Origin of the sequence: Clostridioides sp. ZZV14-6345 (assembly GCF_020657775.1) — a bacterium.
In the GTDB taxonomy this organism is placed as follows: Bacteria; Bacillota; Clostridia; order Peptostreptococcales; family Peptostreptococcaceae; genus Clostridioides; species Clostridioides difficile_D.
This window is the reverse complement of record NZ_JAGWCX010000053.1, coordinates 15,441-28,059: the sequence shown is the minus strand read 5'-3', so window position 1 is coordinate 28,059 and position 12,619 is coordinate 15,441. Positions and strand designations below refer to the sequence as shown.

Below are 12,619 nucleotides of genomic sequence, written 5' to 3'. Positions count from 1 at the left end.
TACATCTGATATTTGTATGTAAATACAGAAAAAATTTGCTAATTAAATTTGGCGATGAAATTAAACATATTCTTAGTGATGTAGCAAAAGAAAAAGATTTGATCATGGTTGAAATGGAAGTTGATAAAAATCATGTGCATCTATTAGTTAAATACAGACCGACAGTTTCTATATTGGAGATAGTAAGATGGTTCAAGCAGATTTCAACTTATAGAATTTGGCGAATTAATAATAATCAATTATACCTTAACAAATATTTTTGGAAGGAAAAGACTTTTTGGTCAGATGGATATTTTGCTTGTAGTATAGGAGCTATTTCTAAGGAAACTATTGAAAGATATATACATAATCAGGGATAAGCTTACATCCACTAACCTAAAGGTATAGTGGTTTTACGCCTTATCTTATAAAAATTGATTAATATTGATTATAAAAATAGCATTAGCCACTTTTATATGGTTAATGCTATTTCTACTTACTTATTATTTAGTTTTTAATTTGCTATTTAATAATAGTATAAAAAGAACTGCATTTAACAACTATAAGTCTTTTCCCAGAAATGTCATTAAATAAATCAAGTCTAGAAATATTTATATGTATTGTTTAAGTAAAAATTTATTTTAATACTTCTTATTACTATTTTTATTATTCAAATAAACTAATGCTATTTATATCTAGTACTCTAGCTCCAAATGTACCTAATATTAATCCTATAGGTATTGAAATACTGTATAAACTCAATAGCTCTTGTAATATTAATTTGAATATTTTGAAATTATTATATCCTACAGCTCTTAAAATTCCATATTCACTAATTCTTTTATATATAGAAATATTAAATATTCCATATATAACTATTCCACATATAAAACTCATAATAAGCACTACTTGCATATCTTTTAAATTTATAGAAGCATTTGAAATCTCAAGATCTGCCATATCTCTATTTATAATGGTATTTTTATCTTTTATATTAAGATTTTTGCATATTTTATTTACCTCATTATATATGTCTGTTCCTTCTTTAAAGCTTGCATATGCTTGTATTTGTGAATAATTATCCAAATCTATAGGTATAAATAAATCTAATCTAGCAGCTGACTTTTCTAAAGCTCTATCACTTATTATTCCAACTAATTTAAATGTTTCTTCCTCTGTTTCACCTTTGTCATTGTAAACTTTTAATGTTATTTCTTGTCCTACTTCTGGTTTTATACCAAAATTTCTTAAAGCCCACTCTTCTGCTACCATTTCATTCTTCTTTTCTGGAAGCCTACCTTTTACTACCTTAGAATTACTCGTTATATAACTATTGTTTGCTCCTACTATATCTATACTTTGACGTTCCTCACTTGAGGTTTGTTTGTATACCGAAGTTAATCCAAAATTTTCTATTGTATTATTTTTTTCTAACATTTTTATTTGATTTTTATTTATTTCCTCAAAGTTAACACTATAGATTCCATTTTCATATCTCATATTTTGAAGTTCGAGATTATTATTAGTTGCATTTAAAATACTAACTCCTACGATAAGAGCTATTGAAAGTACTATACTTATTGAAATTGATATAGACCTTCCTTTATACGCTTTTATATATTTATTTGATAGGTTTAATTTTTTTCATATTTTTACCCCCTTGTAAAGATATAAGCCATTTCATTTTAAAGAAATGGCTTATATTTTTTAATCTCATTAATATATAAGATTTTCTAATAAATTAATTTTATATTTTTAATTGCACAATCTATAGGCGATGAATTATGATAATTATTTGTTATCAATTTATTTATAATTTTACATATTGGCTTAGTACAGAAATAGTATAAGTCATACCCTTCACATCTTTACTATGAACTCTACAATTTCATCTTTTAAAAAGGATGTTACCTTGTATAAAAAAGATTTGATAATTTTTATCATTTCTAAATCTTCTATGTTTACAAGATAACATCCTATACTTTCTTTTTCAACAGTTTTATCTCAACTGGGCATTTTAGTTCTCCAACTGGAATGCTTTTTCGAATATATTTATTATAATCTTGTCTATATATTTTACTCTATTTTCTTTAGATTATTTCAATTAACTGTTCTCTTTGTTATCATCAATATCTCTATCCATTTACATTAGTGTGGTGTAATTAATATTTCATCTTAGAAAATGATAACTTATAATCTATTACTTTTACTAATAATAAGCTTTTTAACAAGCCTTCATTTTTTAATAATCTTATTCTATATAAAAATACTATCTCAATATATCTACTTTTTCATTATTCATCAATCTAAATACATGACTTGTACTTACTAAAGAATTATCTCCATAAGTTGTATGGGCTAACACCGAACTAGCAACCCCAAACTCAACTATATCTTCATTACTCATATTTTCCAAATATGAATATATAATTCCTGCCACATATCCATCTCCAGCACCAACCCTGTCATATATTTCCAACTTATATTCTTTACTTTCAAAATAACCATCATTATTTGATATATATCCCTTTATAAATCTATTATTCATATCATCAAATCTTCTCATAGTTCCAGCTACAATATCTATATCATACTCTTTTTTAATCAATTCTGAACTCGATTTTATATCTAGATTATCTATATTAAGAATTTTATTTATATCTCTATAACTAGCAAATAATCCGTGGCAATATGGTAGTATTTTCTTATAATCATTTACTAAATCATCATAAGTCTTTTCTGGGTTTAGTGATTGTCTAAAATTAAAATCAAAGAATACTTTTATCCCCTTTTCATAAGACTTTCTAGCTAGTTCTAAAGCAATCTCTTTAACTGAATCTGTAAGTTGCATAGCAATACCACAAATATGGACTACATCAATTCCTTCTAGACATTTATCAATATCATAGTCTTGTAATCTACTCTCACAGAATGAACTATTTAACCTATTTAAATAAGTCACTTCTGAAGGCCTTTCTCCATATCCACTTTCAAGAAAGTATACTCCTATATGATTTCCTCCATATGTAATAAAATCATCTTTTACCCCAAGCTTTCTTATATTTGCACTTGATGCTTTGCCTACGTTATTATTGGGCAATTTTGTCAATATGTAGGTATTGTATCCAAAGTTCTTAAGCCCAGATAATATATTTAATCCTGTACCTGTAATTACATAATTTAGTTCATTGGTTTGTGTTAAGAACTTATAATCAGGCACTGACAGTCTCATCATTATTTCACCAAAAGCTAATATATTCATAAATCTATCCCAATAATTCTTTCATTATTTTGTAAAGTGTTTTTATATCTTCCACTTTTGTATCACCTGTTTTTTTATCGATTATTGATGTATAAACATGAGGGATAACTTTTTCTACACCAGCATCAAGTGCAATTTGAACTATTTCTTTAAAGTTATCTAAGTCTATACCTCCTGTTGGTTCTAGATAAAAATTCTGCTTTGCACAAGCTTTTGCAACTTCTATATATTCATCCTTTGTTTTAAGTCCTCCCATAGGGAAAAATTTAATTGAGCTTCCTCCCATATCTTTCATCATGGCTATGGCTGTTTCTATAGGAACTATACCATCTTTTTCTTTTGAACTTAATGGACCTGTAGATATTTTTACAAATCCTGGTTTACCAGTTGGAGAAACTAATCCATTTATTATACTATCATTTTGACCAAGCAATGCTCTAGATGTAGCCACACCTGTAAACACTTGATTTATATGTTGTGGCTGAAGTTCTTTAGAAATCTGAGATACCATATTTGACTGATTTGGGTCTCCAGCTCCAAGTCCAACAGATACTGCATTATCTATTTCTTTTGAGTATTTTTTCATATCTTCAATAGCTGCTTCTATAGTGCTATAATTCTTCGATAATACTCCTACTAGTACATGCCCATCACAAGCATCATATACTTCTTTAGCATTTTTTATGCTTCCTGCAAGAACATTTAAACAAACTCTATTTTTATAATATTGTGGTATACAATTCATATTTATTCCCTCCATTGGTAAAATTTAATTTATTAAATCATTATAATGTCACTTATTCTATTATCTCTTTTATTTTATTATAGATTATATCTAAATCACTTCCAGTTACACTCCTTATATCAATCTCAATCTTACCTTCATTAGCCTTATAGTCCCTAGTGTATATGGCTATCTCTCCTCCTCTAAGTTCATTTATAATTTGTTGTGTTGACTTATTTATTATATCTTCATTAAATTCAATTTCTCCACGAAGTATTTCTCTACCTGCTGAATCTCTAGTTATACTAGCACTCACTCCCTTTAGAGTATTTATCTTATCTATAAATGGATTTAGCTTGTCCACCATTTCTTTTAAAGTTACCTTATCATTATTTATATATCTCTCAATTGCACATGTTAGACCTATGATATTTTCTTTTCCTATTTTCATAGCCCTTCCTATACCCTTTGATTGAAGCTTTACATTATCTATGTATTTTTTCTTACCTATTACTAACCCCGAGCTAGGACCCTCTATAGCCTTAGCACCACTGTATATTACTAAGTCTGCGCCCAATTCATAATATACACTTAAATCTTCTTCTGCCGCTGCATCTACTATCAAAGGTAAATTATATTCTTGGGAAACTTGTACTGCATCTAACACACTCAGCATACTCTTTTGAACACAATGATGCGATTTAATATACATAATTGCTACTGTATTTTCATTTATCTCTCTTATTATATGTTCCTTGTTACACATATTGGAATAACCAGCCTCAACAACTTCTCCTCCTCCAAGTCTTATCATTACTTCTACTGGAACTCCATAATCAACATTGTGCCCTTTTGGAATTATTATTTCCCTTTTTACTTGTTTCTTAGGACTATTTACATTGTAAACTAGACCCATATCATCTTTTGCTATTACTGCTCCCACACTCTGTGCAATCCCAGCAGATGCACTAGAAACTATTACTGCACTTTCACACCCTAATAAATTTGCTATATATTCACCTGTTTTATTTACAAGTTCTTCTATTATAAAGAAATTTTTACACCCTTCACCTATTGCTTCAATAACTTCCTTATCTACTGTTGATACTCCTAGTATAGTCATCTTTCCCGAAGCATTTATAACTCGTCTTACAGAGTACTTTTCAAATATACTACTCATACAATAGTTTCTCCCCTCTACTCATTCTCTTCTATAGACTCGCCTATATTCAAATATTCTCCATTAACTATTACCGCTCTTGGCTTTATAGATGTGTTTGTGATTACTGACTTACTCAAAGAATCTTGAAGTTCTTTTTCTTCATTGACCACATCAAATATAGTTAAATCAGCATCATATCCTTCTTTTATTAAACCTTTATTTTTTAAACTTATTGCATCTGCTGCATTCTTAGTAACTTTATTTATTGTATCTTCAAGTGAATAGCCCATATATATAAACTTTTCCATTGTTGTAGACAGGTTATAGACTGGACCATTTATTCTGTTTTTAATATATATATCTGTACTTATGGTGTCTGGAAAAATCCCTGCATCCTTAGATTTCATTGCAACATCTATACTAAAACTTTCTGTACCATGACCTACATCAAGGATTATACCTCTTTCTCTAGCTTCTATAATTTCCTTTTTAACCTTATTACCTCTAAGTATTCCGTTTGGCTTTCCATTATATATATGAGTTAATATATCTCCTTTTTCCATATATTCGAATATATCCTCTATCGTTGGAGGAGAGCTACCAAAGTGAACCATCATAGGTAGATTAAGTTCATTCTTTATTCTTTTAGCTAATTTTAAAGGTTCAATACCGTTTGAAATTACAACACTTTTACTCATTCTAGCTTTGATTCCAACAATAAAATCTTTGTATTTTTTAACTGCATTTTTAAGTTTGTCTTCATCAATGTTCATCATATTTGAAAGTTCATCTTGAGATGTTATTCCCTGCTTAGCAATATTTATTAAAGCATATACATTTGTTTTATACTTTTTAGTATCTTCATAAAATTTGTCTATATCTAAAGCTCCTGTTGTTCCTGCATCTACTACAGTAGTAACTCCACTTTTTATTCCAACCTCATCAGGATAGTCCTTATAAAGGTCTAGTCTTTCATAGCAGTGTGTATGTATATCTATCCACCCCGCACTAATAAATTTATCTCCATCTAGGTTTATAATTTGGCTTGCCTGATACTTAGAATCATCTATCTGATTTTTTACTTCTATTATTTTATTATCTAATATAGCTATATCAATTATACTTTTATCTACTGTTTTTCCACCTTTTATTAATATGTCTATCTTCACTTTACTCTCCCTCTAAAATAATCTTAAATTTACTCCAAGGTTCAATAAAGTCTAAAAGTACTATTTCGTCTTCCTTTATTCTACCTACCTTATTTTTTCTTTCATCTGTACAATCTTGAAGTATCAACTGTAATTCCCCTTTATACTTTCCAAAGTCATCATTACCAATCACTACATCTCCTCTTTTAAAGATGGTCGTATTATCATGTTTAGGGAAATTTTCTTTAGCATATTTTTTTCTTACTTCTGTAGACCTTGCTACCTGATTAGTTATGTCCCCTCTTCTAAAGTGTTGCTCATTTACCATTATTGTCTTCTCTATTTCAGAAGTTTCTTCCTCGGCTACTACATTAAATACAACTTGATATTTATTTACTTCAGACATTTTTTTTAATTCATCTTCACTTGCATATGCATTTCCCACAATTACATCATCAATCAATCCAGTTGCGAATAAGTGCTTAGTTGCTGTAGATATATCTAAGTTTCTATGCATTTCAAGTGTACACAGTCCATCATTTATGTTCCAAGGTCCTATTGTTGCATGTTTTGAGTTAACAAAAGCAGCAGTTCTTATTCCATACTTTTTAAATCTATTTGAACATCTTACAAAGAAATCATATGGCAAGCCTGTACCCCTTTGAGGATAAAAATTATGACAACCATATATATTATTTACATTTGGCTTGTACGTAATTATATTATCTAAGTATGCTACATCATTACTCATATTTAGTTCTACTTTCAAATCATATGGATTGAAAGAAATCATAGCTTCTTTACTTCCATCATATCCATAGTCAAGCCTTATTCCGCTAGCATTTAACTCATTAAAGAATGTTAAATCATCATAAGATATTTCTAATATATCAAATATATTTGGAGCTATGTCAAGGATTACTTCAAATCCTAATTCTCTTGCATAAGTTATAATCTCTTTAAAATGTTTTTTAACTTCTTTCTTAGGTCTTGTAATTGAAAGCATACACATAAATATTCTTTTAAATCCATATTTTGAAGCCATTTTTATATATGCTTTATCATCTTCCATATTACTATGTTCTGGATAAACTGATATTCCTAATCTTCTTTCCATCTTTCTCCTCCTCGAATTACACTTTTTAAAATATATAAAATAAAAGTGAAGGTAATACCTCCTACCTTCACCTTTAATAATTTATAAGCTTTTTCCTATGTTTATAGTACAAAACTTCTATTATATGTATTTTTATAAATTTTTACTCGCTTCTTCTTGTTCTCTTTGTAATTGTTGCTTTTCAAAAACCTTAAAGAATGGATAATAAACAACAAATGATATCACAAAATTGATTAATACTAATATACCTGCCAGTATACTCCAGTTAGTACTCATTACTGCTGCTATTGGTGCTGGCATTGCAAATGGTAATCTTGCTACCATCATAGGTATAATCCCTGTAATAGTAAGAACATATGATAGAACTGTCATTATTATAGGCCCAATTATAAATGGTATTCCTAGTATCGGATTCATAACTATTGGTGCCCCAAATATTATAGGTTCATTTATATTAAATAGCCCTGGTAAAAATCCTAATCTACCTAAACTTTTTAGGTATTGTGACTTAGAAAACATAAACATTACAACTAATGCAAGAGTAGCTCCTGCACCTCCTATCCACACATACCACTGTAAAAATTGTTCTGTAAATATGTTTGGCATTGCATGAGCTGATACTCCTTCTGTGAATGCAGTTATATTTTCTGCTATAGACATATCCCATATAGGTCTTATTACTGGCCCCATTATAGCTGGACCATGTATTCCAAGTACCCAGAATACTGTTATTAAGAATACTGTTAATATTCCACCACCTAAACTATTTCCTGATAAGAATCCTTTTAAAGGTGATAGCATAGCACTTAGTGCTGCACTTATATCAAATCCTAAAATATGTCTTATTACCCAGAATAACATTAATATTACTGCTGTTGGTAATAATGCAGTAAATGAATTTGAAACCTCTACTGGAACTCCTGCTGGCATCTTAATTGTAATATTCTTTTCCTTCATGAAACGATATATCTCAACTGTAATTAATGATGTTACAATAGCTCCAAACAATGATGGTGAATTAAGTTTTGCCATATCCATCCATCTACCAGCTTCTATAACTCCACCTACTGGTTCAACTACTTGAGTTGGAACTATTGTGGAAACTAAAAACGCCATAACTGCAAGCATACCAACACCTGTTGTATCTAAATCGTAGCTTTTAGCAAGTGATGATGCTATCCCAAAGGTAGCATATAGAGATAAAAATCCTACAGTATATCTAAATGGTATATCTAATGTTTCTCTAAATGGAGCTATAAAATCCATATAGGCATCAATAGGTATGTTTAATAATATTGTGAAAAATGACCCCACTATTGTTAGTGGTAATGTTGCTATTATACCTGCTCTTACAGCTCTCATATGTCTTTGATTGCTTATCTTCGCTGCTACAGGCATAACCTTACGCTCTAAAAAACTTGCAAATTTTTCCATAATTCCCTCCTGTATTAGTGATATTCCTCTTTATTTATAATTCAATAACGATTTCACGACAAAAACTAATTTTTATATATTTGATAATATCACTTATTTGTTAAAAATATTATAACATTATAATGTTTAGTTGTAAACATTATAATGTTATAATATTTTTTTATTTTTATAAATAAAAATCCTGAGCATATTATCATTTTAATAAACTCAGGATTTTCATTATATTTCATATTTAATTATGTAATTTTGTACTTCTGTATTATATCTTGCAAATGATAACTCAACTATATTGTCACTCTCATCATAGGTCTTTCTTTTTCTTCCTAATAATATGTCTTTATCTAGATTTAGAGCCTTTGATACTTCTAGTTCTGATTCTTCTATAAAAAATTCATCTTCAAATCTAGTTATATTTATATTTCTTCTATATAAATACATATATAAAGAACTTTCATTATTAAAATTTTCAACAGTCAGGTTTTCATCAAAAGGTATATAATGAGTAAAAAATATATATGGCTTACTATCCAAGTAATACATTCTATTAATCTTGTTACATTTTTCCCCAAATATGCTAAAGACTTGTGAATTTGCATCATTTATTATTTTTTCAATTGAAATAGTCTCTTTAGATAACTTATGACCTTTAGATAAAAGTATACTTGAAAAAGACTCTGCCTTAGATAGTTTATTAAAAAGACTATTACTTACTACTTTTGTCCCTTTTCCACTTTTTTTCTCTACATACCCTTCTGATTCTAATATCTCAATAGCTTTTCTAATGGTAATTTTACTGACCCCAAAGCCTTCCTCCAATTCTCTTTCAGTTGGAATATTTTCATTAATTTTATATTCGTTATTTAATATTTTTTGCTTTAATATATCTACTACTTGTATATATAATGGTTGATTCTTTAACATGATTCACCTCTTAAATTATATGTTATAATATTATAACATATAATCTTATACTATTAATAGTAAATATCTATTAACTTTAAACTCAATACAAAAAGAGTCCTCAAAACAAATCCAATGTACTGCTCACCAAACATTGAACCAACAATCTAGCAATTAGTGTGCAACACACAATGTATATTTTAAGAACTCTCTTAATTTATTGTCTTTAATTTTTATTTACCTTCTAACTTCAAATGTAAATCAACGATTTCCTCAGCCAACTGTTGGAAATTCATACCATTCATTAAGTGGTCCTGTGCATGTACAAGTATTACACTTATTTCAGTTTTGTTTCCACTAGCTTCGTTTTGTATTAATTCTGTTTGATATCTATGTGCCTTATTTATAACTTCCTTAGACTCTTTTAATAATTCTTTTGCTTTTTCCATATTTCCATTCTTAGCTTCTTTTATTGCCTCAAAAGCTAATCCTTTACCTTCACCTGCATAACCTATTATATTAAAAGATATTTCTATAATCTTTTCATCCATTCTTTGATTCTCCCAATTTATATATTTAAAATATATTATATTTTCTATTACTTAGTGTTGTTAAGTTCTATTGCTCTATTTAAAACAGCTTCTCCATTAACTGTTCCATAGTGCATCATATTTATAACCTCTACTGGTACATTATATGGCTTAGCAATTTCCTGAGCCTTAGGTAATATGTATCTAACTTGTGGTCCTAATAATAAGACATCACATTTTTCTATTTCATTTTGTATAGTTGATTCTGGTATTGCCCAAATTTGCGACTCTATACCGTTTTCTTTAGCTGCACTTTCCATCTTAGTAACTAATAAACTTGTAGACATTCCTGCTGAGCAGGCCAACATTATTTTTATCATATATTTTCCTCCAAATTTTTATTAACAATCACCCAAACATTATAATGTTATAATATTTTATTTAATTCTACCCTAAATGCAATATACTTTCAATACTTTTTTGTTATTTTAATATTATTAATTACTAAACTAACAAAAACCGTATCATTTATTTATGATACGGTTCTCCATTATTTATCCTATAAGCTCTATAAATCTGTTCTAACAATATCAACCTCATCATCTGATGAGGAAAAGTCATCCTAGAAAAAGATAACTTATAATCAGCCTTTCCTAGTACCTCATCAGAAAGTCCTAAAGAACCTCCTATTATAAAACAGATACTACTATTTCCTCTAACTGCTAAATCACTCATAGTCTTAGCAAGTTCTTCAGAAGACAAATTCTTTCCATCAATAGCCAAAGCTATAACATAACTATTATGCTTTATCTTCCCTAAAATTCTCTTTCCTTCTTTATCTTTTATAATTTCCATTTCCTTAGCACTCAAATTCTCTGGAGCTTTTTCATCATCCAACTCTATAATTTCTAACTTACAATACTTAGAAATCCTTTTCTTAAACTCATCAATACCTAATTTTAAATATTTTTCTTTAATTTTACCTACTACAACTATACTTATATTCATATGTTTCTCCTAAACTTAAATTTGTTGCAAATTTATATACTAATATAACTTACAAACTCTATAAAATTATCTCTATATTTCTTGATTTGCATACTCTATAAATTCCTCGAAAGGTATAGCCTTACTATAATAATATCCTTGATATATTTCACATCCTAATTCATATAACTTATCTCTTTGGTTCAAATTTTCAACATACTCAACAATTATATCAAAATTCAAGTTCTTTGAAAGATTAACAATAGAAATTATGATTTCACTACTTCTTTTATTTGTAAGTACTTCTCTAGCTAACGAACCATCTAACTTAACTATATCAAAATTATTATTTTGAAGATATATAAGAGAACTATGCCCCATGCCAAAATCATCCATAATTAGCTTTATTCCTAAGTTATGTATCGCATTTATACGCTCAACAATTATTTGATGCCAATATTTTTGAAATTGAACCTATTTTACCATTATGATTTAGAAGATTAGACTGTTCACCTGTCAATTCATACCTTTTTACTAAGTTTGTTAAGTTTTCTATGTTATTGTTAAATATATATGTATATCTATTTTGCGACATCTTTATAAATGGAATATAAATCATAACTCCCATGCATAGATTAAATAATTGCAACAAACTACCTCTTAGTAAATCTGTAGCCATATATCCACTTAAAAATATAGTGATGTCCATTCTACAGCAGAAACTGTACATGGTACAATCCCTACAGACATAGCCACATAACTTGTAATAGTTAAGAAATATATCTTGAAAGTTTGAACTACCAATTAGACTTATCATTATCACTCTAAAAATAGAAAACAAAAATACTACTATTATGAAAGGAACTATAGCTGAGACTACCATATTAAAGTCTGCATCAGCTCCTTCTGTATGAAACTTTACACTTGTAACAAAAGATTCTGTAAGTTTTATAAACAATACAGAAGATGTCATAGCAACAATAATAGCTGTAAATAACCACTTGGTCTTGAATATTTCTATATAGGAATTAAGTTCATTTCCACTTGAAAACACTAAAAAAGAACACATTGCAACTATAGGAACAAGTACTGTATACTTGCTCCCATATATTTTCCCATAACTATAACTTATTGTTAATAATATTATTAATGAAATAATTCCTAAAGTAGAATCATTTATAAAGTTAAGAAGATTTGCAATTTCACCATTAAACAAGCTTGATAAATACTCTTGATAAGCCTTTATTGGAAGATTTAAAATGACAAGAGCAGTTGAACCAGTCATAATAGCAGGTATCGCTAAAATCATTCCTTGCTTTATAGAATATAAAATTTTATTATCTTCAACATTTTCGAAGTTTCTTTTTAGCAAAGTT

General features: G+C 28.4%; 14 protein-coding genes. 1 reads left to right on the top strand and 13 read right to left on the bottom strand.

The genetic code is table 11. From position 1 onward, the window contains the following. The coding region (gene tnpA / locus KGF39_RS13920; protein ID WP_227822757.1) for an IS200/IS605 family transposase at positions 1 to 359 on the top strand (359 nt) is incomplete at its 5' end. Positions 360 to 645: 286 nt separating this feature from the next. Here tnpA and KGF39_RS13915 read toward each other — a convergent pair. From KGF39_RS13915 to KGF39_RS13855, 13 genes are all read right to left on the bottom strand, one after another. Then, positions 646 to 1,479 (bottom strand): ABC transporter permease, encoded by an 834-nt coding sequence (locus tag KGF39_RS13915; protein ID WP_227822756.1) that lies wholly within the window; start codon positions 1,477 to 1,479, stop codon positions 646 to 648. 769 nt (positions 1,480 to 2,248) lie between these two features. Next, positions 2,249 to 3,241: a sugar kinase gene (locus KGF39_RS13910; RefSeq protein WP_227822755.1), complete on the bottom strand. Its 993-nt coding sequence runs from the start codon at positions 3,239 to 3,241 to the stop codon at positions 2,249 to 2,251. Positions 3,242 to 3,245: 4 nt separating this feature from the next. Further along, positions 3,246 to 3,986, bottom strand: coding sequence for a 2-dehydro-3-deoxy-phosphogluconate aldolase (gene dagF, locus KGF39_RS13905; protein WP_227822754.1), 741 nt, complete (start codon positions 3,984 to 3,986; stop codon positions 3,246 to 3,248). 52 nt (positions 3,987 to 4,038) lie between these two features. Then, a complete protein-coding gene (locus tag KGF39_RS13900) occupies positions 4,039 to 5,145 on the bottom strand; it encodes a DgaE family pyridoxal phosphate-dependent ammonia lyase (protein WP_227822753.1) in 1,107 nt (368 codons plus the stop codon). Between the two features lie 17 nt (positions 5,146 to 5,162). Then, positions 5,163 to 6,296 carry an amidohydrolase/deacetylase family metallohydrolase gene (locus tag KGF39_RS13895; protein WP_227822752.1) on the bottom strand — a complete coding sequence of 378 codons (1,134 nt, stop codon included), beginning with the start codon at positions 6,294 to 6,296 and terminating at the stop codon, positions 5,163 to 5,165. A gap of 1 nt (position 6,297) precedes the next feature. Then, positions 6,298 to 7,392: a MupG family TIM beta-alpha barrel fold protein gene (locus tag KGF39_RS13890; RefSeq protein ID WP_227822751.1), complete on the bottom strand. Its 1,095-nt coding sequence runs from the start codon at positions 7,390 to 7,392 to the stop codon at positions 6,298 to 6,300. A gap of 132 nt (positions 7,393 to 7,524) precedes the next feature. Further along, positions 7,525 to 8,826: a PTS transporter subunit EIIC gene (locus KGF39_RS13885; RefSeq protein WP_227822750.1), complete on the bottom strand. Its 1,302-nt coding sequence runs from the start codon at positions 8,824 to 8,826 to the stop codon at positions 7,525 to 7,527. A gap of 219 nt (positions 8,827 to 9,045) precedes the next feature. Further along, positions 9,046 to 9,747 (bottom strand): GntR family transcriptional regulator, encoded by a 702-nt coding sequence (locus KGF39_RS13880; protein ID WP_227822749.1) that lies wholly within the window; start codon positions 9,745 to 9,747, stop codon positions 9,046 to 9,048. 212 nt (positions 9,748 to 9,959) lie between these two features. Beyond that, complete coding sequence (locus tag KGF39_RS13875; RefSeq protein ID WP_227822748.1) at positions 9,960 to 10,277, bottom strand: PTS lactose/cellobiose transporter subunit IIA; 318 nt, start codon at positions 10,275 to 10,277, stop codon at positions 9,960 to 9,962. Between the two features lie 47 nt (positions 10,278 to 10,324). Beyond that, on the bottom strand, positions 10,325 to 10,636 hold the full coding sequence (locus tag KGF39_RS13870) for a PTS sugar transporter subunit IIB (protein WP_255643424.1): 312 nt from the start codon (positions 10,634 to 10,636) through the stop codon (positions 10,325 to 10,327). A gap of 148 nt (positions 10,637 to 10,784) precedes the next feature. Further along, complete coding sequence (gene rlmH, locus KGF39_RS13865; RefSeq protein ID WP_227822747.1) at positions 10,785 to 11,264, bottom strand: 23S rRNA (pseudouridine(1915)-N(3))-methyltransferase RlmH; 480 nt, start codon at positions 11,262 to 11,264, stop codon at positions 10,785 to 10,787. 72 nt (positions 11,265 to 11,336) lie between these two features. Beyond that, positions 11,337 to 11,639 (bottom strand): EAL domain-containing protein, encoded by a 303-nt coding sequence (locus KGF39_RS13860; RefSeq protein WP_255643423.1) that lies wholly within the window; start codon positions 11,637 to 11,639, stop codon positions 11,337 to 11,339. Between the two features lie 40 nt (positions 11,640 to 11,679). Beyond that, on the bottom strand, positions 11,680 to 12,615 hold the full coding sequence (locus KGF39_RS13855; protein WP_227822746.1) for a hypothetical protein: 936 nt from the start codon (positions 12,613 to 12,615) through the stop codon (positions 11,680 to 11,682). Positions 12,616 to 12,619 lie beyond the last annotated feature (4 nt).